Origin of the sequence: Paenibacillus sp. V4I3 (assembly GCF_030817215.1) — a bacterium.
In the GTDB taxonomy this organism is placed as follows: Bacteria; Bacillota; Bacilli; order Paenibacillales; family NBRC-103111; genus Paenibacillus_E.
Window position 1 is genome coordinate 2,344,061 of sequence record NZ_JAUSZA010000001.1, and the last position, 23,378, is coordinate 2,367,438.

Consider the following 23,378-nt stretch of genomic DNA (forward strand, 5'->3'; position numbering starts at 1 on the left):
TGATCTCATTTGTCTTTTTGCTGTGTTTTATTCCTTCTATTTTTGACCATACTTCATAATGTAGCTACTTAACTAGCAGGAGGGTATCCCAGACCATGTTGGCCGTTCATCAACGTATGGCGGAGTTATGGACATTACGCAGAGCGCGAGAGTTAACACGAGCAGAGCAAGATGAATTACTGCTTTGTATGGAAGCGAACGCGACATATGTATGGAACCGTTTGAAGCTGGAAAATTTATCGCTCTGTGCCTCGCTCACCGGAGACTATGATTGGCTGCATGACATTTGCGAGCGCATCGAAAAGCTTGAACCCAAGCACTGACCTATCCGGTCGGTGCTTTTTTCCTTTTCTGCAAGAGAGTGGACGGGTATAATGGTAGTAGTCTAAATCTAAGGAGATGTGACATGGTAAGCTGGTTCAAGCAATTGTGGGGGGCTCCCCATAAATTCTTTCTTCTGGGTTTACTGCTATTAACCGCGTTATTACTAAGATTATATCTAGCTCCTCTCTGGGTGGGCTATGATACTGACGTACGAACGTTCCTAGCGTGGGCAGATCGCGCATATTCAGTAGGTTTATCCGGATTGTACACGAACGCCAAAGAATACTTTCTCGATTATCCTCCTGGGTATATGTATGTCTTGTATCTCGTTGGCTTACTGCACCACAAGCTGTCAATTCCCTGGGAGAGTGCAGGGTCACTGGTCATTCTGAAGCTTCCTGCCATTCTGGCTGACCTGGTCACGGTTTACCTCTTATTTCAGCTAGCGGTTAGTCGCCTTGGCGGGGCACGGACATGGATACAAGCCCTTCAAATTGCTGCTTTGTTTGCCTTCAATCCAGCGATTTGGTCGAACTCCGCGATATGGGGACAGGTTGACTCATTTTTTATGTTATTTATCCTTGCAACTTTGTTACTACAACAGCGGGGGAAACTTCCACAAGCCGCAGTTTTTATAGCACTAGCCCTACTTCTTAAGCCGCAGGCACTTCTTTTCGGTATTTTTCTACTTATCGACGTTTTACGAAAGCGCAGCATGATGGTATTGTTGTTGAGTGTTTTAAGCGGAGCTGCAACGATGGCCGTGATTTCACTCCCTTTTGCCGTTGGCAGAGGGTATGGCTGGTTGATCGCTCTATACTCTGGTACCTTAGCTTCATATCCGTATGCCTCCTTGAACGCTTTCAATCTTATGGCACTCTTAGGCGGCAATTTTATCGATTTGAATAGCAGTATCCTGCACATCTCTTATCAATTGATTGGGTGGGTGCTTATGGTGCTATCCATCGTCTATGTTTGCTATTTATATGTTCGCAGCAAAGGACGGCGTGGCGCCTTACTGTATGTGGCTTTCTTATTCATCACGGCCGTTTTCATATGTATGACCAAAATGCACGAGCGCTATTTGCACTATGGGTTATTGCTCGCGCTGACCAGCTTCATTTACATAAAGGATCGCCGGATTCTGTGGCTTTTTATTGGTTTTAGCATCACTCATTTTATAAATATTGCCGATGTGCTGTTACGCAGTTTTCATCAGGATTATCACATTCCGAGATATGATCCTTTGATGTTGGTCGTTTCGGCCATCAATGTTATGATGTTTGCCTATGCATGTTTATTGGGATGGAGGCTTTTCGTGGAATCACAACAAGAACAGAAGGTGGAGGAGCCAGTTCCGCTGCCAACAGAGCAAGAAATTCACACAGAGTCCGAACGGTGGAATGCGATTTTCAAACCAAGTAGGGATGGGGTCGAAAGAAGTACAAGGGGACGTTTTTTCACAAAAAAGGATGCGCTTTATCTTGGCGCATTAGTGTTAATTTACACGATAATTGCTTTGTTCCATCTAGGTGGGCATAAGGCTCCTACAACGTTCTGGAAGCCAACAAGCGCAGGAGAAACGGTCATTGCTGACCTTGGCCGCTCACACAACATTACGAGAATTAACACCTTTGCAGGTGTAGGTGAAGGGTCTTATTCATTCTGGTTTTCACAGGACGGTACGCAGTGGCAGGATCAAATATCGGTGAAATCCGACCACACCAAGGTATTCACTTGGAACACAGTCGAGCCTAAGAAAGATGCGCGTTACGTTAAAATGGTCATTGATGCGCAGGAAGCAGCGGCGATGCATCTTCATGAAATAGGTATTTTCGGAGATGGCAGCACGGCTATCTTGCCGATTGCTAAGGTTTCGGAACAAGATATAAACGCGGCTGATGAAGGTAAGACGGCTAATTTGTTTGATGAAACTACCACAGTACCGTACACACCTACATATATGAATGGCACGTACTTTGATGAGATCTATCATGCCAGAACCGCCTATGAGCATCTTCACCAAATAGAGCCTTATGAAAGCACGCATCCACCGCTTGGAAAAGTTCTAATGTCTATTGGCATTTATGTGTTTGGATTGAATCCGTTCGGCTGGAGAATAATTGGAACGCTATTCGGCGTCGGCATGATTCCAATCATGTATGTGTTCGCTAAGCGAATGTTCGGCCGTTCAGAATATGCTTTTATCGCTGCTTTCCTGCTTACTTTTGATTTCATGCACTTTGCGCAGACGCGAATCGCGACGATAGATGTTTACGGCGTATTCTTCATTATGCTGATGTTCTATTTCATGTATCGTTACACAACACTTAGCTTTTACAGGGAAAAGCTTTGGACTACGTTAATCCCCTTAGGGCTATCAGGTCTTTTCTTCGGAATTGGAGCTGCATCCAAGTGGATCGTAATCTATGGTGGTGCAGGACTTGCTGTGCTACTGCTCTTGTCTTTATTAGAGCGGTTCGGCGAATATCGATTTGCACGAAATTTGCTGCGCGAGGCAGATATTGAGCCACCACTTACAGAACCCGAGCGCAGCCGACTACAGCTTGTAGAGAAGCTTTTCATACGAAACACGCTGCTTACTTTACTGTGGTGCGTACTCACATTTGTCATTGTACCTCTAGGTGTTTATACGTTATCCTATATTCCGTTCATGATGGTTCCCGGACCGGGACACAATCTGAAGGATGTGGTCACCTACCAGGTTCACATGTACAAATATCATAAAGATTTGGTCGCAACGCATCCGTTCTCTTCCCCTTGGTGGGAGTGGCCGATGATGCTCCGTCCGATATGGTATTATCAAGCTAAGCTCATGCCGCAAGGCATGCTTTCGAGCATCGTTTCGTTCGGGAATCCGCTAGTATGGTGGCCGGGCTTCATTGCCGTCATTCTTTCGTTTTATGTAGCAGTTACACGTAAAGATAAGCTGCTGCGGATGCTGCTAATCGCTTATTGCTCGCAGTATTTACCATGGATCTTAGTGCCAAGGCTCACATTTATTTATCACTATTTTGCGATGGTGCCATTCCTTGTGCTGATCTTGACCTATTACATCAAAGAGTATTTAGAAGAAGGACCGCTTCATAAGAAAAGATGGGTCTACGGATATTTAATTGCCGTATTCGTTCTTTTCATTCTCTTCTATCCGATTCTTTCGGGGATGATCATTCCATCCAAATATTCCTTCTTCCTCCGGTGGCTGCCGGGTTGGAATTTCTTTTAAACAAAAAGTATTGACGTTCATAAATGGCAATGGTAATATAAACCCAAGTAAAATACTATGAATTAAAATGGTCAACCAAACACCAGGAGACTCCCACTTTGTACAGAGCAAAGGCAGCGGAGTCTTTTTTTCATCAGAACCCTAATGGAGAGTGAATCAAATGGCTAAAGTTGTTATTATTTCTGGAAGTCCAACACCTACGTCCCGTTTGCATGGCGTAATCGAAGTGGCAAAAAGTGAACTTTTGAAAGCGGGCTTGGAAGTGGAATGGATTAAGGTACGCGACATCCCGGCAGAGGATTTGTTATATGCCAAATTTGACAGCGAAGCTATTGTAAAAGCGAACGCGCATGTTGCTGAGGCAGATGCCGTATTCGTCGCTACGCCGGTATATAAAGCTTCTTATACAGGCGTGTTAAAAGCTTTCCTCGATCTACTCCCGCAAAAAGGCCTCGGGCACAAAGTCGTGCTTCCGTTAGCCGTTGGAGGGACGATATCTCACTTGCTCGCGATAGATTACGCGCTCAAGCCAGTACTCTCTGCATTAGGCGCGCAGAACATCCTGCAAGGTGTATATGTACTTGATAAGCAAGTGACGTGGGGCGATCAAGGACAAGCCATATTGGACGATGAAATTGCAGATCGACTGCAAGAATCCGTGACTGAATTTATTCAAGAAATTAAATGGCATACGAGCCGTTAAGTTATTTTGATGGATTGGTTATTAAGTTTATTTTAAGCAGGACCGACCAAGAAGTTAAGCGTAATCTAAGTAACAAATAATCGCGTATGGAACATACAAAAACGGAATTGTATCCTCAAGTAGGTCCTACTTAAGGATACAATTCCGTTAGTAATTTTATTTTATGCATTCATTTGCTGTTTATTCGCAGCTAAAACGTTATTTTCAACCGAAGTAAATGGAAGACTGCCATCGAGGGCGCTTTTCGCGCGATTATGGTCAAGCAAACCCTCCCAACGCGCAATGACGAAGGTGGCAACAGCGTAGCCGATAATATTCACTGTCGTACGATAATTCCCCATGAATCGGTCCGGTGCAAGCATTAGAGCAACGGCGGCCATAGAGATCGAACCTGTTGCCGCTGCAGTCGCTGACAGTGCCACAAATGCAGAACCCGGTATACCAGCCATTCCCTTGGACGTTAACAAAAGGACTCCCAGAATCATAAGCTGTTCGACAAGACTCAATTCGACGCCGGTCGCTTGGGCAAGAAATATCAGAGTGAGTGATAAATAGATTGACGCCCCGTCTAGGTTGAATGAATATCCGGTCGGAACAACCAGTCCGACAACAGCTCGGTTGCAGCCGGCATGTTCAAATTTATTCATGAGCTGCGGCATTGCCGCTTCCGTCGAACCTGTTGCAAACGCGAGAATGATCTCCTCTCGAATGTAGAGGGTTAACTTCCAAAGGCTGATGCCAACGAATATCCGTGTGATGATAGCTAACACAATGAGAAAAGCAAGACAAGCGATCGTCATGGCCACAAAGAGTTTACCGAACGACACGAGTGTGGTAATCCCATACTGACTAACAGCGAACGCCATCGCGCCGAATGTCGCTATAGCTGTAAGCTTCATGATATAGCCCATAATTTGAAACACGACTTTATTGAAATGCTCTAGAAGATCGACAACAACCTCCGCCGTTCGGCCGCCTACATGGATAAGCGCAAAACCGAAGAAGCAGGAAACGAGCAGTACCTGCAGCATTGTATTATTAGCAAACGCTGAGACAGCACTATCTGGGATGATATTCAGGAAAAATTGCGCTCCGCTTGGAAGTGTAGAACTCTTAGTAACTTTATTGACAGCTTCCGTTGTCAAGGTTCCAGGATCGATATGCATTCCCGCGCCGGGATTGAATAAGTTCGCCACTACCATGCCTATGATTAGGGCAAAGGTTGTAACGACTTCGAAGTAAAGGAGGGTTTTTCCGCCTATCCTACCAACTGATTTGATGTCGCCGACCTTCGCGATACCAACGACGACAACACCAAAAACAAGCGGTGAAATGATCATTTTGATAAGCTTGATGAAACCGTCGCCGACTGGCTTTAATGCGACACCAATTGTCGGCCAAAGATAACCGACTAAAATCCCCCCGATGATTGATACCATAATCTGAAAAAAAAGGCCTTGATAAAAAGGTTTCTTTACGGGTGCCGTTTTTGGATTCACTATGCATCCTCTTTTCTTCATTTTTTTGATATCAATAGTCCCTAATGTGAATATTTCTTTTCAACTCTGTTCATCATTCTAGGTTAACTTATGTTACATGAATAGTTTATTTTTATAACATTGTTTGAAAACACAAAAATAGAATCCCCCGTTGTTAACACTGCATAACTGTAATAACGGCTCGATAAGGTGGATATTGACGCCATGAACAAATGATGAATCAACATATTTTATACTTAGAACTTAAGTGGCATACATGCTGTTAACTATAGCGAAATGGGAAAACCGCTGCTGGTACCTTTTACTAGTAGTGGTTTTTTGTGTTCGGACAAACCCTTCCCATGCTATACTAGTCGTAGAACTTATACGTTATGATTTATAGAATAGGAGCGATTATTTTGTCCGAAACATCATCTGAATCTGTGCTTCTTGTCGATGGCATGGCTTTATTATTTCGTGGTTATTACGCCACTTCTTCCAGTGGTTACATTATGAGAACAAGTGCCGGCATGCCGGTAAACGGGGTTTATGGTTTTCTTAAATATTTGCTAGATGCGATCCAGACGTTCAAACCTACGCACGTTGTTTGCTGCTGGGACATGGGAAGTAAGACGTTTCGTACGGAGAAATTTGATAATTACAAAGCAAATCGCGGACCTGCTCCGGAAGAGCTGATCCCTCAGTTTGATTTAGTGAAGGAAGTAACGGCTAGCTTCAACATTCCAAACGTAGGTGTTATTGGATACGAGGCGGATGATTGCATAGGCACATTGGCAAGTACATATAGTCCATCTACGAAGGTACAGATTCTCACAGGCGATCACGATATGCTTCAGCTTGTAAATGAGAATACGGAAGTTATTATTATGAAAAAAGGTCAATCCAATTATATGGTATATACGCTGGAAACCTTGATGGAAGAGAAGAGTCTAACACCTGCTCAAATTATCGATCTGAAGGGTTTAACAGGAGATACGGCGGATAACTATCCAGGGGTAAAAGGAATTGGTGAGAAAACGGCGACCAAACTGCTGATGGAATATCAGGACATCGCCGGGATTTTGGAAAATTTAGCGGCTCTGCCGAAAGGTGTTCGCGCCAAAATTGAGGCGGAGATCGACATGCTGCATTTATCACGTGATTTGGCTACGATTCGTTTGGATGCGCCTGTCGCTTGTGCGCTTGAGGAATGCGGATGGTCGATGGAGCGGGAGAAAGTCATTAGCAAGTTCGAGGAATTGGAATTCAAAGGTTTGATGAGATTAATTGTTTAAATTCATAAGGAAGGGACAGGGCTATTAATGGCCCTGTCCCTTTTCATTTTTAACGTGCAGGCGCGAAATTGGCTACTTGTTTGAGGATGACTTCGATTTGTTCCAGTGTTTCGGTTCCAAGCTCAACATCAACGGCTTTCACATTCTCTTCAATCTGTTGAGGTCTGGTCGCACCGATGAGTGCAGAACTCACACCTGGTTGACGGAGAATCCAAGCGAGAGCCAATTGTGCCAAAGAGATATCCAATTGCTGAGCAACCTGTTCCAACTCATGAACAACCTGAAGCACCTGGTCATTCAAATAGCTGTTAATGACACCATTCACGGATTCGTTAGCGGCACGACTCTCTGTCGGAAGCGGCTGTCCCAGCTTGTATTTACCGGTTAAAATACCTTGAGCAAGCGGTGAGAACACAACTTGACCCAATCCTTTTTGCACAGACACAGGCAATACTTCTCGCTCGATATAGCGCTCAAACATATTGTAAATCGGCTGATTAGAGATCAGCGGTCTTAGGCGCAAACGTTCGGCAATGCCTGCTGCTTCGCTAATTTGGGCACCGCTCCACTCACTGACAGCGGCGTACATAATTTTGCCTTGGGCAACTAAGTCGTCCAAAGCGCGAAGCGTCTCTTCCAGCGGTGTATGGATGTCATAGCGATGGCAATAGTACAAATCGATGTATTCGACCCCTAATCGTTTTAAGCTCGCTTCACACTGTTCGAAGATGTGCTTACGGGATAAACCTCGGTCATTCGGACCTTCACCCATCGGGAAGTAGACCTTTGACGAGAGCACATAGCTTGACCTCTCATAAGGCTTTAGCGCTGCCCCCATCGCTTTCTCGCCTTCACCCCGATTGTAAGCATTAGCCGTATCGAAGAAATTAATACCACTTTCAAAAGCTTTCGCGATACAAGCATCTGCTGCCTTTTGTTCAGCTGCTGTACCGTAGGTAAGCCAGCTCCCCAAGCTAATTTCACTCACTTTTAACCCACTACGACCCACGTTTCTATACTTCATGAAATGTTTATCATCCTCTCATTATGCTGCTTTGAAGTCATTATAAGAGTAGAAAGGATAGCTTGGCAATGACGCACTATTTATTCACTTAGTTACTTTAACTTAAGTAACCGCCGATTGCCGATAGCGAAGAGGTGTCGTTTTGGTCATATGACGGAAGACGCGTCCGAACTGCACAAGTGACCCGAAGCCTACCTGCTCAGCGATCAAAATAACTTTAAGTTTCGTAGTTGTCAGTAATCGCTGGGCTTCTTGCACACGAACGAGATTCACATATTCAACAAGTGAAAATCCGGTAATTTCCTTGAACATCCGGCTTAAATAGGCAGGGCTGATTTCGAATCGCTCAGCCAGCTCTTCCAGACGGAGAGGTTCAGGATAATGAATATTGATAAATCTCACGATAGTTGAAATTTTTCGATGCAGAGGGGAAACGTGTTCGGGAGATGTAGACGGATGCACAAGGACGAAACGTGCTGTGAATAGCAGAAGCTCGGTCAAATATTGCCGCAGGGCGAAAGTTTGCCCAAGCTGGGGCTCCTTCGCTTCATGAATCAATTTACCCAAAATGTCTTCGACCAAGCGCCGAGTAGGCAGATCTAGTCGCAGAACAGGTATAGCATGCGTGAAGGCATCGAGAAGAAATGGAGCCTCCTCTTTGACATTCACTAAAAAGCTATCATCGAAATTAATCACTACACGCGCATGTCCTAAGTTGTCCGAGTCTGATGTCGCATGAAGCTCACGCCGATTTATGAGCACAAGGTCCCCGGGAAGAATGAGATACGAGCGATCACGAATGAAGTACATCCGTTCTCCTTCGTACAAGTAGTAAAGCTCGTACATGTCATGCATGTGTTGAGTCCTCTCGAAGGAACCAGAACGATGAATATGTTGGATATAAAATGGGCCTTCATCTTCATTGCCGAAAGTGACAGTTCGTGACATAGGTAAGACTCCTTTGGTTCTCTAATGATTATTTGAAGTATAGCATGATTTCAGTGAAAAATATGAATAGTTTCAACGGAAAATAAGAAAAGATGATGAGAAAATTTTCGTACCTTGCGATATGATTAAGCTATGAGAAATGAGTAAACGTTTGCAAAACAAGGGAGGATTTACACAATGAAACAGCTTATCGAAGCTATAAAATCAGGGAATATAACTACATTTACTTCACCAGATGTTAAAGTTTATGCACCATCTTTCACGCAAGTAGGTAATACTTCCCTTCTAATGGTGCGAACAGGTGCAGGAAAGAAACTTATTGCTGCAGGCGAGGGAGAACTATACGACCAACTCATTGGGGAAAGCGTGGACGGCGGCAAAGTGGCTTCTCTATCCCACGAAAATCGTCTGATACTTAACCAGTTTCTTCCATACACTGCTCCACAAGCATTTGGTACACAAGTAGCTACAATGGGTTTAGGTGATCGACTTGGGATTGCAAGCCCTGGACATATTCAAACGATTCGCGGCAAAGACATTCGCCCTGTCCTAGCACAGCAAAGTATTCGTGAACTCGCGCTAACAGGCCGAACCTATGAGGATGTTTTGGATGCGGCTGCTTATGCTGTATTCCAAGAGGGCTACAAAGATGGGTATGGCGCAGACGGCGACCATTTGAAGAAAGAAGAAGACATCGAGTATGCGCTGCGACTTGGTTTTACGATGTTGACACTGGATTGCTCGGAAAATATCGACAACACAATTGAATCCATGTCTGAAGCGGAAATCGCTGCAAAATACGAGCAGCTGCCAGCTAGTTTGCGCAATCATTATGAAAAGCGTTACCTAGAGACAGCAGCTAATGTTCCTGGGGCAACGCTTAACTATACTCGTCAAGCTCTACAGAAAGATGTCCTGATCTACGACGCAGCAATCAATTTCATGGAAGCAATCTTCCGTAAGTACATCGCGACGCTTGATCGTGCAGTTGATTTTGAAATTTCTATTGATGAAACGGCTACCCCGACATCTCCTGAAGCGCACTATTTGGTAGCTAACGAGCTTCGCGATCGCGGGGTTACAATTTTCAGTATGGCGCCGCGCTTCTGTGGGGAATTCCAGAAAGGAATTGACTATATCGGCGACATCGCTCAGTTTGAACGTGAATTAGCTAGCCATGCCGCGATTGCTGTACATTTCGAATACAAGCTTAGTATTCATTCCGGCAGCGATAAATTCAGCGTGTTCCCGCTCATCGGGCAGTACACGAACGGCCTGTTCCATATCAAAACAGCTGGAACGAACTGGCTCGAAGCGGTACGTGTCGTAGCGAAGGTTAATCCTTCCCTATACCGCCGCATGCATCAGTATGCGCTTGAGCATTTCAGTGATGCTACAGCTTACTATCATGTGACAACTGACATTAACGCTATCGTCCCATTGGGTGAAGTGAGCGATGCCGGTCTGCCGGATTACATGGAAGAAAACAATGCGCGCCAGCTACTGCACATAACGTACGGCTTGCTTCTGCAAGCGAAGAATGCCGATGGCAGCAAACAATTTGCGGACGAATTCTTCCAAACGTTGGCTGAACAAGAAGATGCCTTTGCTGAAGGTCTTCGCTATCATATTGGCAGACATTTAGAACTGCTAGGCAAATAATAGAGGGCACAGAAAACAAAAAATGAGAAGGCAAGGTTTATTCCTGCCTTCTCATTTTTTGTTTTCTGTTGATAGCAAGGGAAAGTCACCCGACCTATAGTTACCGTATCGACTTAATAGGAGAGTTGACGATAAGCAGTGGGAGACATATTCGTCCACCGTTTGAATTGTTTGCTGAACTGGGATAAGTCTCTATATCCGAGCTGCTCGGATATTTGCTCGATGGAGAGCGCAGGATTCATGAGCAGCAGCTTCGCTTTACGGAGCTTGATCATGCTGACATACTGCCGAGGTGAAATGCCGTAAGCTTTGTGAAATACACGATTGCAGTGTGTGGAGCTGTATCCCAGTTGTTCAGCAAGCTGCTCGATCCGCAGTGGTTCCTTATCGTCCGTGCCGTCCTCCTCATTGGACACTAGCGCCCATTCACGTTCAATGTGGGCCGCAATTTGCTCCGCCAGCTCTGTGGTCGGGTTTTGAGCAGAAAGCTGCTGCTTTACTTGAAGCAGGAGTTCGCTCAAAACCGCGAACAAACGGAATGAAGCTAGCAAGGTCAGCAGCTTCTGATGCGTGCCTTCACTTTCTTTGGTCGCTTGTGCAACATCCTTAATGATGGGGCGAAGCGCTTGTTCAAGTGGACTGCCGACCGGATATCGTACATCGGTCAGCTGGCTCAGCTGTTGACGTAACCAAGAGTCGTCCACTTCGAAATGGATACAGACATATTCCATCGTAGTTCCGTCCAAGACCCCTAGGCTGCTATGCCGTTGGTTCGGGGTCAGCCATAATATCTCTCCTTCGGTCTGTGTGTAATTTTTACCTTCCACACGCATATACTGACTGCCTTCGAGCACGACATTGATTTCATATTGGCTATGTTTATGCTCAGGAAAAGACCAATTGGCGTTCACTTTACGGCGATGTGCAGCAAACACACGAAACGAAATTTGCAGATCCGGCAGCATACTCCCGCTTACACTATGTTCAAGCCCAGAGGGCAAAGATGAATTAGAATGATTCAGCATTGGAGTCTCTCCTCCGAAAAAACCTATAATTGCTCCCTATTGTACCACAAGCTGCCTTCAAGCGATGTGTCTTTTGTACAAACGAAAGCAAGTTTTGCCCATGGGATAAAGGTTCGCTTGAACGTATGATTAGGGTATATGAATCCTGAAGGGAGCATTTATTTATGCCGAAAAATCAATTTTTTAATGCCCATCATTCTCCGATGGGAGCGTTTGCAAGTTTCACGCTTGGATTTCCAGGCAAAAAAGGAGGTTTCGATCTGGAACAGGGTCGTCCGCCCGAGCAAAACATTTATATTGGATTGGAATCCAATCAAGGCGGTACTTACGAGGCTTTGCCTTTTTTTGAAAATAAAGCCGACGCTGAGGCCGAAAGCCAACGCTATGACATTGAGAACCCTGATCCGAATCCGAATAAACCCCAAATCGTTTTTCCATTTGCGGATAGTGCGATTTCCAGACTGTTTGATGTCGGAACGGATACGTGGTCAGCTGGAGATCTAACTTTTCGACTATTATCCCAAGCACAGCCTGTACCGGATCCTGAAGCAGCTACGGATGAAGAGCTGCGTCTTGCCCTAGTACCTGCTGTATTGGCTGAAATTACCGTAGATAATTCGAAGGGAACCTCCTCGAGAAGAGTGTTCTTTGGCTATCAAGGCTCAGATCCTTACAGCTCGATGCGTAGGCTTGACGATACAATGGATCAGGTAGCTGGCGTTGGGCAAGGCCGGATTACCGCTATCGTTTCTAAGGATCCTGATGTGCGCTCAGCATTGCATTTTAGTATCGAGGACATTCTGACTGTTTATCCCATCGAAAATTTGACTTTCGGTCTGGGGGCCATAGGCGCACTTTTTGCGGACACACCTGCTGGCGAGAAGCGGACTTATCGCTTCGCGTTATGTTTCCACCGTTCCGGAATTGTGACAGCCGGTCATGATGCTTCGTATACGTATGCTCGTTTATTTAAGAACATTGAAGCGGTAGGTCGCTATGCGTTAGATCACTTCGATGAGCTAGCTGCACTAGCGGATCAAAGCAATGATCGCATCGGGGCATCCAAACTTTCGAACGACCAGAAGTTCATGCTATCCCATGCGATTCGCAGCTATTACGGCAGCACGCAGCTGCTGGATATGGATGGTGAGCCGTTCTGGGTCGTGAACGAAGGGGAATACCGCATGATGAACACCTTTGATCTTACGGTTGACCAATTGTTTTATGAACTTGAATTGAATCCGTGGACTGTGAAAAATGAACTCAATATGTTCGCTAAGCGCTACAGCTACGAAGATCGAGTACGCTTTCCTGGGGACGCAACAGAATATCCGGGTGGCCTTAGTTTTACACATGATATGGGTGTTGCCAATACCCTCTCAAGACCAAATTATTCTTCATATGAGCTGTACGGACTACATGGTTGTTTCTCCCATATGACGCATGAACAGCTTGTGAATTGGGTTTTATGCGCAGCTGTTTATGTAGAGCGAAGCGATGACCAACAATGGTTGGAGCAAAATATAGCTATCTTCGAACAATGCCTGCAAAGCATGTTGAACAGGGATAACCCTGATCCAAGTCTGCGTAACGGCATCATGGCGCTGGATAGCACCCGTACGATGGGCGGAGCGGAGATCACCACATATGACAGCTTAGATGTATCTTTGGGGCAAGCTCGTAACAACATTTATTTGGCTGGTAAGTGTTGGGCATCTTACTTGGCTATGGAGCGTATTTTCAACCGCAATGGCCGTGGAGATATCGCGCAAATTGCCGGAGATCAAGCGCTGAAGTGTGCAACCACGCTCGTTGGTTACGTGACCGTGGATGGATACATTCCGGCGGTTATTGGTGAAGGTAATGATTCTCGCATTATCCCGGCTATTGAAGGTCTTGTCTTCCCTTACTTCACTGGCTGCAAAGAAGCACTCGATGAAAATGGCCGCTATGGCTTTTACATTCAAGCGCTGAAGAAACACCTTACTACGGTGCTCGTCCCTGATGTGTGCTTATTCCTTGATGGTGGTTGGAAACTTTCATCCACAAGTAACAACTCATGGCTGAGTAAAATATATTTGTGCCAGTTTGTAGCACGCGAAATTCTGGGGCTTCCTTGGGAAGCGCAAGGAACGGCGGCTGATGCTGCGCATGTCACCTGGCTCACACATCCGCAGTTGTCGTTTTGGAGTTGGAGCGATCAGATCATTTCCGGGGAAATTCAAGGAAGTAAATATTACCCGCGCGGCGTAACTAGCATCCTCTGGCTGCTAGAGGATAAATATCAGGCTGTCTAGAAAACTGGGAAGCAGAAGGAAGTGCAGGAACAGAAGAGCGAAGTGCACAAGTGCACAAGAGCAGAAGACCCCAAGACCCCAAGACCCCAAGACGAAGAGATTAAACCACTTGGCCACTAGGAGTTTAGGAGTCTATAAGAACAAGAAGCTCCATTTGGATCAAAACTTCCCCTTCTTACAAGTAAATAGGTATGATTGTTGTAGTAAATACAACAATAACTCCCTTCAGAAGGTTAGAAGGTGAAAGATGTTGTACGCCATACAACAATTTCCATTAAATTGAGTAAAATAGCCCCTATTTAAGCAAATATGTTGCACTTTCTACAACATGGGATAGCTTTTAACGTAAAAGTGAAGAAAATTGTTGTATGTTTTGCAACTTGAAGGGTTTACTCACATCTAAAAAACAATAAACGAGCCAAACGTTTGTAGTATCAAACGTTTGGCTCGCTCAATTTATTCTTGATTCATCGGTTCGTTCCGATAATCGTCTTCACCGGGATAATCCCTTTTAATACCTTCATGCAGCTCGTGATTCTCGTAAGAAAATTGGTTAGGCGGACGTTGGTCCTCTCGCCAGGGTTTACTTTTTCCAAGTGATTCGGTGTTTAGGCTTGTGCCATAAGGACCCTCGGGAAATTCTTCGGGAATTAAGTCATTGCGCTGGGACTCGACTGTCTCCAAATCGGTGAAAGCGTCGCGGTACTCAGGAATAAAGCCTTTTGTATGACTATACTTGTCGTTAGGGAACTTATCACTCATGGATAAAGCCTCCTTATCAGGTTGCTATGCTTTTTCCAGTGTCCCCCGTCGCCTGCTTAAATATCCGTAAAATGAATGGAACCAATAATTTGCGACAAGAATTCATTGAGTTCTTGTGCTTGTTCTTCATTAATTTTAAAAACATGTTCCAAATATCCTTCTTCCGCCAGATCATCTGGGCCTATAACAGCACTGCGTCCGGATTGCAAATCAATCACAAGCTTTTTGCCGAAATATCGGGATGTAGACATAATAGCGAGGTCAAAACGGTGCAGCGCATTGCCAACAAAACAAACGAAACGTGTAGTTGTTTCTTCCTGATAGTCGTATAAAAAGTCATAATCAGACATGAGGGCCCTCCATTCTCTTTCTAGTATGTACCTCATTATAACCGAAAAAAGCTCGTCAACAAAACATATCTTGCGCCCATCTGACAAACATGGTATGATTTGGATATTAGAAAAAGGGAAGCACCTTTTCAGCTAACAAGCTGAGGAGGTGCTTTTTCGTTTTTCTGAACCTATTTTTAGCTACCGTTTGGAGGAGAAGGCATGAATATTGTATTTCTGAACACATTGGAGAAAGAAGCGGGGGATCATCGCGTTACATCGGCCCAAGTGTCGATTGGGGAAGAACAAGGCATTTGGAATGTCTTTTGGAATGAGCCTGATAGCGCTGGCAAAATTCAGCAAGATCAGTGGTATCAGGGGTTGAGCTGGGATGAGATGCTGAGTGCTTTCCGTCAGGGGCTGCGAGATAAAGTTCGTTCCGGTTTCCGTCCGCTTGTTAGTACGGATTTGGAATCAGCGCAAGGCCTGTCGGGCAAGGCTAGAATGACACAGATGTTGACCTACTACTGCGAAGAAAATCCAAGTGAGGAAGTGTACGAAACACTCCGCGCTTGGAGGCGCGAACAAGCTGCCCGCGAAGGGAAAGCACCGTATATTCTCGCCACGAACCGTGTGCTTCGCATGATCTCCGTTTTCCTGCCCCAGAGTAAGGAAGAGCTGCAGCAAATTCCTGGCTTCGGTGAGCAGAAGACGACCATGTACGCGGCAGATGTGCTCAATTTAACCGCTGAGTATACACGTTCGAATGGCTTCCCATTAGATTGGGTGGCTAAAAGCGTAGACACAGTGAAGTTTGAGGCTTGGCTCCACGCTCAGAAGGAGCAAAAGCTGCGTACAGAGCTTGACCGTGAGGTTAGTAAGCGCAAGCTTCTTGAGATCGTTGCAGGCGGAGGAAGCTTGGCTGATCTGCAAGCAGTGCTAACCATGCCGCGCAGGGAACTGCTGCTCTGGGTGGAGGATTTGGAGCGTGAGGGATACGATATGGATCCGCTTGTGGAAGCGGAGCTTGCTTCGATCCCGGAAGAAGAGCAAATCAAAGCCTGGAACGCCTTCGAATCGGAAGGTGACCGCTACCTGAAGCCGGTGCTGCAGCGCATCATCGGCACGGAGGAGCTCAAAGGCAAAGACCTTGACCGCGCCTATGAGTGGCTGCGATTGCTCCGTTTGCGCTTCCGCAGGGAGAAGGATAGGTTTACTTCTCAAGCTGCAAGCTAGCTAGTATTGACATTGATTAGGATTATATGATTAAATGATCAATAATCTAAATATCAATGAAAGCGATGACGAACATGGGCTATGCCCGAAGTAGGAGAAATGCCACTGCTGCAGAGAGTCGGTGTAAGGTGCAAACCGATGCAAGTATGGCTCCGAATTACAGTTCTGAGTTGGTTAAGGGAACATGCTCGTTAGGGCATCAGTAGCTTTTACCCGGCATTCATTTGTCGTTATGAATCTAAGTGAAAGAGAACTTTGCGAATGAGAGACCGCAAACCCTTCTCTTTAATTAGGGTGGTACCGCGAGACAACCTTCTCGTCCCTTTGTGGACGCGCAGGTTGTCTTTTTTGTATTTATTACGATGAGGAGGATTAATATTATGTTGATATGGGATCAGCTTACCGAAATACAGCAGCAGGAAGTGGAACGTCAATTACTTGTCATTGGGCGGGGCACTGCCGAAATCGTGCCTGAGGAAGCACTCAAGCAAAAGATCATGCACGCAGTGGTAACAGGTACGCCGCTAAAAGTGAAGCTCGGCTTAGATCCGTCTGCGCCCGATATACACATTGGCCACACCGTTGTTTTGCAGAAGCTGCGTCAATTTCAAGATTTGGGACATGAGGTTCAACTCATTATTGGAGATTTCACAGGACGCATCGGTGATCCAACCGGAAAGTCAGAGACACGCAAGCAGCTGTCAGAGGAAGATGTTAAGCTCAATGCGCAAACGTATCAGACGCAATTGTCCAAAATATTAGATTTGACCAAGACTACCTTTTACTACAACTCATCTTGGCTTGGAGCGCTTAGATTCGATGATGTGCTGAAGCTAGCTGGTAAAGTAACGGTTGCGCGCATGCTGGAGCGGGACGATTTTGCCAAAAGATACGCGGCTAATCAGCCGATTCATGTTCATGAGTTTTTCTACCCTTTAATGCAGGGCTATGACTCGGTTTCTCTTAAAAGTGACATTGAGCTAGGCGGAACCGATCAAACCTTCAACATTTTGATGGGCCGAACGCTCCAAAGTGCTTATGAGATAAAAGATGGGCAGGTAGCTATTCTGATGCCGCTGCTCGAAGGCTTGGACGGTGTTCAAAAAATGAGCAAAAGCTTGCGGAATTACATTGGCATCGACGAGCTTCCTAACGAAATTTTCGGCAAAACGATGTCGATTCCGGATTCGCTCATGACCAAATACTACGAGTTAACAACGTCCATCTCAAATGAATCCCTGAATGATCTCAAAAGTGAGCTAGAAGCAGGTGCCATCCATCCGAGAGATGCCAAGATGAAGCTGGCTAAGGAATATGTGCAAATGTATCATGGTGCGCAGGCGGCTGAAGATGCAGAACAGCATTTTATAACCGTTTTCCAAAAGAGAGCTTTGCCCGAAGACATCGAAGAAATGACTCTAAGCATTGGCCAGTTGGAAGAAGGCTCAATCTCCATCATTAAGCTTCTCGTTTTACTAGATCTGCAAGCTTCCAACGGGGAAGCAAGACGAAGTGTGGAGCAAGGGGCAGTGAAGATCAATGAACAGAAGGTCATGCAAATTCATGACCAAATAACCCCGAAGGATGGGGATATTATTCAGGTGGGGAAACGGAAGTTTGTTAAAATTAAGCTGATTTAAACAGGACAAAAAGGGCTCCTTGATAGCAGCGTTCTGCTCCAAGAAGCCCTCACTTTTTCCAAGTTCAAAAGGTATCTATAGCCATTCTTTTTTACGAAATAATACATACATGCCAATACCTAATGCACCCATGAACGCTAAGACAATTTCATCGCCATGAGCCACATGAAGCCCGAGGATGTTATCAAAATTCATTCCGAACACGCCGGTAATGAACGTCAAAGGCATGAAGATCGTCGAAGTTGCTGTGAAAACTCGCATGATCTCATTCGCACGGTTAGCGACGCTAGACTGATAGGCTTCTCGTAAGTTGCCCATGAGATCGCGCAGCGTATCGAACGTATCCACGATCTTTACGGCATTTTCATAAATATCTCCGAAATATTTTTGCAGCTGATGGTCAATTAGTCTAAGCTCTTTCTTACCAAGTGTTCCAATCACATCACGCTGAGGAACTAGCACTTTTTTGAGCCATAAAATCTCTGAACGAAGACCGATAATTTCATTCAAATGCGACTTCTTCGTTGCCATCAGAATGTCTTCTTCCAGCTTTTCAATCTTGGCCTCGATACGGTCACCGACCGCCACATAATTATCGACGACAAGATCGACCAGATGGTATAGGAAACGATCGGCGCTGTTTACTTCCTCTTCCCAGAGAAAAGGTTTCAAAGCTCGAAGTTCATTAATTTTTTGTCTAGTAACTGTAATAATGACATGTTTGCTAAGAAATAGATTAAGTGCTCGAAGGAAAATTTCTTCATCATCAAATCGAATACTATTAATAACGATAAAATAATGGGAATCGTAGAACTCAATTTTGGGACGTTGTTCCTCTTCGCTTAAGCAATCCTCCACGGCCAAATCATGAAGATGGAACATAGGTTGAAGGATCTCTAAGTCTTCTACCCCTGCATCAATCCAATAAAAGCCTCTTTCTGGAGGTGTTAGGGCGACAGTCACGTCATCAACCAACGTAAAAATGCCATTCTGAACCCACCGTGTTTTCATCTGATCCACCCCTTTGAATGGAATCAGTCGGTTAGTTCATCTTTTAGAGCAAGGCTCCGGATGAAGGAATAACCGACTGCATTCCTACACTATTAAATTGTTTAAGATCCTTGCAGGTTCTACTCCTCGGTTCTCCGTCCAAACGTATGCCCTCCTTTTTCGTCCGTGTCGAATACTTGTTTAGTATAACCCTTCATATATCACGTTTCAAGCCATAAAAGTTTGCAGAAACTGGGTAGATTGTTGTTTAGATAAAGTATGGAGATAACGCTCAGTCGGTGTCAAAAAAAAGCCGCCATGACTTACATGGCGGCATTAAAAATTTTATTTTTAATTTCTTTGTAAATCTCAATTAATTCAGGATCACCGCGCTGCAGCAATTCTTCTTCACTGTTAGCACCGTAGATACGGCATACCAGGGCCGCAGCATCCTCTGCTTGTTGAATCGTTGGTTTTGTGGTTTCGATTAGGGCGAAAAAGCGATTTAATGAAGCAAAAGCGGAGAAGCTATCGATCGTTTGGGTTGACATAAATGACCTCTTTTCATGAAGTATGGTTTATCAATAGAGTGTTGTTATATATATTAGTGTTTTAATATCATATAACCCGTATTTAAGAATGCTTAAACATATTTATTTGATACATTTTGTATCATTTGAATTATAAGGGGACAAACCGTTGAAAATTCTTTGCTCTAATTTCTCTTGACAAGTGTTTCATGCCTTGACTTTGGTTTAATTTATAGTATGATAATTTTAATCGCATACGTTACATTTTCTTATCAAGAGTAGGTGGAGGGACTAGCCCTATGACACCCGGCAACCGACAAACCTTTGCAAGCAAAGGGATGCACGGTGCTAATTCTTGCGGAAACGCTGTTTAAAGCGAATCTGGGAGATAAGAGAAGGACATTGACTTTGATTTTCCATGGCCTTTCTCTGATTCCAGAGAAGGTCATTTTTTCATTTATTTCCCAAATAAAACTTATGAAGAGGAGTGAACAGGATGCCGATTAAGATTCCTGACAACCTGCCTGCCAAAGAAATTTTAAACCAAGAGAACATCTTCACCATGGACGAATCTGTCGCGTACCACCAGGATATACGTCCACTTCGAATTGCTTTATTGAATCTGATGCCAACCAAAGAGACGACGGAGACGCAACTTCTGCGTTTAATCGGAAATACGCCATTGCAGGTGGAATTCGTGCTTCTGCATCCTAAAACTCATACTTCTAAGAACACTTCTGTCGAGCATTTGGAAATGTTTTATAAAACATTTGACGATATTAAAGATGAAAAGCTGGATGGCATGATTATCACGGGTGCTCCTGTCGAACAGATGGAGTTTGAAGATGTGAATTACTGGGAGGAATTGACGCAAATCCTGAATTGGAGTAAGCACAACGTCACTTCTACCTTGCATATTTGTTGGGCAGCTCAAGCGGGCTTGTATCATCATTTCGGTGTGCGAAAGTTTGCGCTCGATAATAAGATGTTCGGAGTATTTCCTCATACCGTTCAGGTACCGAATACAAAGTTGCTGCGCGGCTTTGATGAAGTCTTTCATGTACCGCAATCTCGTCATACGGATATTCGTCGTGAAGACATTGAACAATGTCCGGATTTGGAGATTTTATCGGAATCAGAGGAGTCCGGTGTTTATATCGCCGCAACGCGAGACGGGAAGCATATTTTCGTAACAGGACATTCGGAATATGATGCTTGTTCCTTGAAATGGGAGTACGATCGGGATGTGAGTAGAGGGCTTTCAATCGAGATCCCCAAAAATTATTACCCGAATAATGATCCGAGCAGACAGCCTTATAATACTTGGAGAGCGCATGCGAATCTTCTGTTCTCCAATTGGTTGAATTATTATGTCTATCAAGAAACACCATTTGAACTGAACGCTAACATCAACGAAAGTTTGGCAAGCTCACAATTGTAATTCGAACCCATATCCCTGAGGAGGAACTCCCTTTGTTGAAAATCGAAAGTCGTCTCGCCCAAATTGGCTCTATTCAAGAACCCGTTACTGGAGCTATCAGCTTCCCAGTCTACCAAGCAACTGCGTTCCGTCATCCGAAGCTTGGGCAAAGTACAGGATTCGACTATGCGCGTACTAAAAGCCCGACACGCAAGGTGCTCGAGGATGCTATTGCTCAGCTGGAGTCTGGAGATGCGGGCTTTGCTTGTTCCTCAGGAATGGCTGCGCTGCAAACCATTTTCGCTTATTTTAGCCAAGGAGATCATCTGATTGTTTCCTTGGATTTATATGGCGGTACGTACCGCCTGCTTGAGAAAATCATGTCGCGCTTTGGTGTGACCGCTACGTATGTAGACACGAATGATTTAGATGGGTTGGAAGCGGCGTACCAGCCGAATACCAAAGGTCTTGTCATTGAGACACCGACGAATCCGCTGATGATGATTACAGACCTTGAGCTTGTGTGTACATGGGCTCGTAAAAAGGGCATCGTATCGATTGTCGACAACACTTTGTTAACGCCATATCTTCAACGTCCAATTGAGCTTGGTGCTGATATCGTCATTCATAGCGCGACCAAGTACCTCGGCGGTCATAATGACGTGCTCGCTGGTCTCATCGTGACCAAGGGCAAAGAACTTTCAGAGCAGATGGCCTTCCTGCACAACTCCATTGGTGCTGTGCTTGGACCGCAAGACAGCTGGCTCCTTATGAGGGGAATGAAGACGCTTGCGCTTCGCATGGAGCGTCATGAGCAGAACGCAACGGCAATCGCGAAGTTCTTATTGGAACACCCGCTGATCGGTGAAGTTTACTACCCAGCGCTTGAAACGCACCCTGGTTATGCGATTCAGAATAAGCAGTCGAGTGGAAACACGGGCATTTTCTCCTTTAAAGTAAAGGATGCGAGACTGATTGAACCGATTCTTCGTCACATAGAGCTCATTGCTTTCGCGGAAAGCTTAGGCGGTGTCGAATCACTTATGACCTATCCGGCTGTACAAACACATGCGGATATTCCACTCGAAATTCGTCAGCAAATCGGTGTAGATGACCGTCTTTTACGCTTCTCTGTTGGCATCGAGCATATTGATGATCTGATTGCGGATCTTTCGAATGCTCTCAGCAAGGCGCAAGCCGAATTGGAAGGGGATTCGCTATCATGAGCCATCCACAAGAAGATAAACGTAAGCCGCATGGCAAATTCGCAACGAAGCTCATTCATTTCGGTGGAGAGATCGATGAAGCGACAGGGGCATCTAGTGTGCCTTTGTATCAAGCCTCAACCTTTCATCAAGCTGACTTAGAAGTCTCACCAGAGTATGACTATACCCGTTCCGGCAATCCAACCCGTCAAGCTCTGGAAGACTACATTGCATTACTCGAAGGCGGTACACGCGGATTTGCTTTCGCCTCGGGTATGGCGGCTATTTCGTCAGCCTTCATGCTTTTGTCGCAGGGTGATCATGTTATTTGTACCGAAGATGTTTATGGTGGTACTTATCGCCTGCTGACAACGATTATGAATCGTATGGGTGTGGAGTCGACATTCGTTGATATGACCGATATCGCACAAGTACGTGCAGCACTGCGATCTAACACAAGAGCCGTATTTATCGAGACACCTTCGAATCCGACACTCCGTATTACGGACATCGCCGAAGTCGCTGCTTTTGCTAAAGAGCACGATTTGCTTACGATGCTGGATAATACGTTCATGACACCTTACCATCAACGTCCAATCGAGCTGGGTATTGATATTGTGCTGCATAGTGCAACGAAGTTCCTTGGCGGACACAGTGACGTTCTGGCTGGGCTGGCTGTAGTTGCTAACGACAGTCTAGGTCGCCGAATGAAACAAATTCAGAATGGCATGGGGAACGTACTAGGCATTCAAGATTCTTGGCTGTTGATCCGTGGGATGAAAACCTTGCGAGCTCGTATGGAAATGTCCGAAACTAGTGCTCGTAGACTGGCAAATTGGCTATCAGAGCAGCCTGATATTGATGTTGTTTACTACCCAGGACTCCCGAACCACCCACGTAGAGACGTTCATGAAAAGCAGTCATTAGGCTATGGAGCGGTTGTTTCGTTTGATGTTGGTTCCGGCGAGAAAGCGAAAAAGTTATTAAGCAAAATACGTATTCCACTCGTTGCAGTAAGCTTGGGCGCAGTGGAGAGCATCTTGTCCTATCCGGCAATGATGTCACATGCCTCGATGCCGAAGGAAGTTCGCTTACTTCGCGGCATTACGGACGGTCTTGTGCGGTATTCGGTAGGTCTTGAAGATATCGAAGACATTATTGAAGATTTGGAACAAGCCCTCCGCGGTTAGACCTTCATGAATTCGAAAATTGGTCATATTTGAAATGGAATACGCCTTGGTAAAAGCAGCATATTGCTGCTTT

Annotated in this window: 19 protein-coding genes, 1 riboswitch and 1 other annotated feature; of the genes, 11 read left to right on the plus strand and 8 right to left on the minus strand. The window is 45.2% G+C overall.

Annotated features, from left to right (window positions below):
- The first annotated feature begins 95 nt into the window (after positions 1-95).
- The 3 genes from QFZ77_RS10900 (at position 96) to ssuE (ending at position 4,274) form a co-directional block, all read left to right on the plus strand.
- On the plus strand, positions 96-323 hold the full coding sequence (locus QFZ77_RS10900; protein ID WP_307439314.1) for a DUF7667 family protein: 228 nt from the start codon (positions 96-98) through the stop codon (positions 321-323).
- 83 nt (positions 324-406) lie between these two features.
- Entirely contained in the window at positions 407-3,571 is a 3,165-nt protein-coding gene (locus QFZ77_RS10905; RefSeq protein ID WP_307439316.1) for a glycosyltransferase family 39 protein, read from the plus strand.
- A gap of 160 nt (positions 3,572-3,731) precedes the next feature.
- A complete protein-coding gene (gene ssuE / locus QFZ77_RS10910) occupies positions 3,732-4,274 on the plus strand; it encodes an NADPH-dependent FMN reductase (protein WP_307439318.1) in 543 nt (180 codons plus the stop codon).
- Positions 4,275-4,435: 161 nt separating this feature from the next.
- Here the strand turns inward: ssuE and QFZ77_RS10915 are convergent, their stop codons facing one another.
- Positions 4,436-5,773, minus strand: coding sequence for a cation:dicarboxylate symporter family transporter (locus QFZ77_RS10915; protein WP_307439321.1), 1,338 nt, complete (start codon positions 5,771-5,773; stop codon positions 4,436-4,438).
- A gap of 440 nt (positions 5,774-6,213) precedes the next feature.
- Between QFZ77_RS10915 and QFZ77_RS10920 the strand changes: the two genes are divergently transcribed.
- On the plus strand, positions 6,214-7,047 hold the full coding sequence (locus tag QFZ77_RS10920; RefSeq protein WP_373462732.1) for a 5'-3' exonuclease: 834 nt from the start codon (positions 6,214-6,216) through the stop codon (positions 7,045-7,047).
- Between the two features lie 49 nt (positions 7,048-7,096).
- Here the strand turns inward: QFZ77_RS10920 and QFZ77_RS10925 are convergent, their stop codons facing one another.
- Both QFZ77_RS10925 and QFZ77_RS10930 read right to left on the minus strand, forming a co-directional pair.
- The gene (locus tag QFZ77_RS10925) at positions 7,097-8,071 is read right to left on the minus strand and encodes an aldo/keto reductase family protein (protein WP_307439323.1); all 975 of its coding nucleotides are present in this window, start codon (positions 8,069-8,071) and stop codon (positions 7,097-7,099) included.
- A 102-nt stretch (positions 8,072-8,173) separates the two neighbouring features.
- Positions 8,174-9,019, minus strand: coding sequence for a helix-turn-helix domain-containing protein (locus QFZ77_RS10930; protein ID WP_307439325.1), 846 nt, complete (start codon positions 9,017-9,019; stop codon positions 8,174-8,176).
- 177 nt (positions 9,020-9,196) lie between these two features.
- On the opposite strand from QFZ77_RS10930, the gene QFZ77_RS10935 reads away from it, so the two are divergent.
- Positions 9,197-10,681: a tagaturonate epimerase family protein gene (locus QFZ77_RS10935; RefSeq protein WP_307439327.1), complete on the plus strand. Its 1,485-nt coding sequence runs from the start codon at positions 9,197-9,199 to the stop codon at positions 10,679-10,681.
- 113 nt (positions 10,682-10,794) lie between these two features.
- Here the strand turns inward: QFZ77_RS10935 and QFZ77_RS10940 are convergent, their stop codons facing one another.
- Positions 10,795-11,706: an AraC family transcriptional regulator gene (locus QFZ77_RS10940; RefSeq protein WP_307439329.1), complete on the minus strand. Its 912-nt coding sequence runs from the start codon at positions 11,704-11,706 to the stop codon at positions 10,795-10,797.
- Between the two features lie 164 nt (positions 11,707-11,870).
- On the opposite strand from QFZ77_RS10940, the gene QFZ77_RS10945 reads away from it, so the two are divergent.
- Positions 11,871-14,003, plus strand: coding sequence for a glycoside hydrolase family 52 protein (locus tag QFZ77_RS10945; RefSeq protein ID WP_307439332.1), 2,133 nt, complete (start codon positions 11,871-11,873; stop codon positions 14,001-14,003).
- Between the two features lie 456 nt (positions 14,004-14,459).
- On the opposite strand, the gene QFZ77_RS10950 is transcribed toward QFZ77_RS10945, so the two are convergent.
- Both QFZ77_RS10950 and QFZ77_RS10955 read right to left on the minus strand, forming a co-directional pair.
- The gene (locus QFZ77_RS10950; protein WP_307439334.1) at positions 14,460-14,765 is read right to left on the minus strand and encodes a hypothetical protein; all 306 of its coding nucleotides are present in this window, start codon (positions 14,763-14,765) and stop codon (positions 14,460-14,462) included.
- Positions 14,766-14,821: 56 nt separating this feature from the next.
- Positions 14,822-15,115, minus strand: a complete 294-nt coding sequence (locus QFZ77_RS10955) for a DUF3055 domain-containing protein (protein WP_307439336.1) — start codon at positions 15,113-15,115, stop codon at positions 14,822-14,824.
- Positions 15,116-15,316: 201 nt separating this feature from the next.
- Here QFZ77_RS10955 and QFZ77_RS10960 point away from each other — a divergent pair, with 201 nt between their 5' ends.
- Both QFZ77_RS10960 and tyrS read left to right on the plus strand, forming a co-directional pair.
- Complete coding sequence (locus tag QFZ77_RS10960; RefSeq protein WP_307439338.1) at positions 15,317-16,330, plus strand: HRDC domain-containing protein; 1,014 nt, start codon at positions 15,317-15,319, stop codon at positions 16,328-16,330.
- Between the two features lie 56 nt (positions 16,331-16,386).
- Positions 16,387-16,657, plus strand: a binding site (T-box leader).
- A gap of 56 nt (positions 16,658-16,713) precedes the next feature.
- Positions 16,714-17,970, plus strand: a complete 1,257-nt coding sequence (tyrS, locus tag QFZ77_RS10965; protein ID WP_307449413.1) for a tyrosine--tRNA ligase — start codon at positions 16,714-16,716, stop codon at positions 17,968-17,970.
- Between the two features lie 75 nt (positions 17,971-18,045).
- Here tyrS and corA read toward each other — a convergent pair whose 3' ends face one another.
- Together corA and QFZ77_RS10975 are read right to left on the minus strand one after the other, a co-directional pair.
- Positions 18,046-18,981 (minus strand): magnesium/cobalt transporter CorA, encoded by a 936-nt coding sequence (corA, locus tag QFZ77_RS10970; RefSeq protein ID WP_307439339.1) that lies wholly within the window; start codon positions 18,979-18,981, stop codon positions 18,046-18,048.
- A 302-nt stretch (positions 18,982-19,283) separates the two neighbouring features.
- Complete coding sequence (locus QFZ77_RS10975; protein WP_307439340.1) at positions 19,284-19,511, minus strand: hypothetical protein; 228 nt, start codon at positions 19,509-19,511, stop codon at positions 19,284-19,286.
- 245 nt (positions 19,512-19,756) lie between these two features.
- A riboswitch (SAM riboswitch) is annotated at positions 19,757-19,885 on the plus strand.
- Between the two features lie 101 nt (positions 19,886-19,986).
- Between QFZ77_RS10975 and metA the strand changes: the two genes are divergently transcribed.
- Genes metA through QFZ77_RS10990 form a run of 3 tightly spaced genes read left to right on the plus strand, consistent with a single transcriptional unit; the run spans position 19,987 to position 23,305 of the window.
- Positions 19,987-20,931 carry a homoserine O-acetyltransferase MetA gene (metA, locus tag QFZ77_RS10980; RefSeq protein ID WP_307439343.1) on the plus strand — a complete coding sequence of 315 codons (945 nt, stop codon included), beginning with the start codon at positions 19,987-19,989 and terminating at the stop codon, positions 20,929-20,931.
- A 35-nt stretch (positions 20,932-20,966) separates the two neighbouring features.
- Positions 20,967-22,136, plus strand: a complete 1,170-nt coding sequence (locus QFZ77_RS10985; RefSeq protein WP_307449416.1) for an aminotransferase class I/II-fold pyridoxal phosphate-dependent enzyme — start codon at positions 20,967-20,969, stop codon at positions 22,134-22,136.
- Positions 22,133-23,305 (plus strand): trans-sulfuration enzyme family protein, encoded by a 1,173-nt coding sequence (locus QFZ77_RS10990; protein ID WP_307439345.1) that lies wholly within the window; start codon positions 22,133-22,135, stop codon positions 23,303-23,305. The genes QFZ77_RS10985 and QFZ77_RS10990 overlap by 4 nt, the downstream gene beginning before the upstream one ends.
- Positions 23,306-23,378 lie beyond the last annotated feature (73 nt).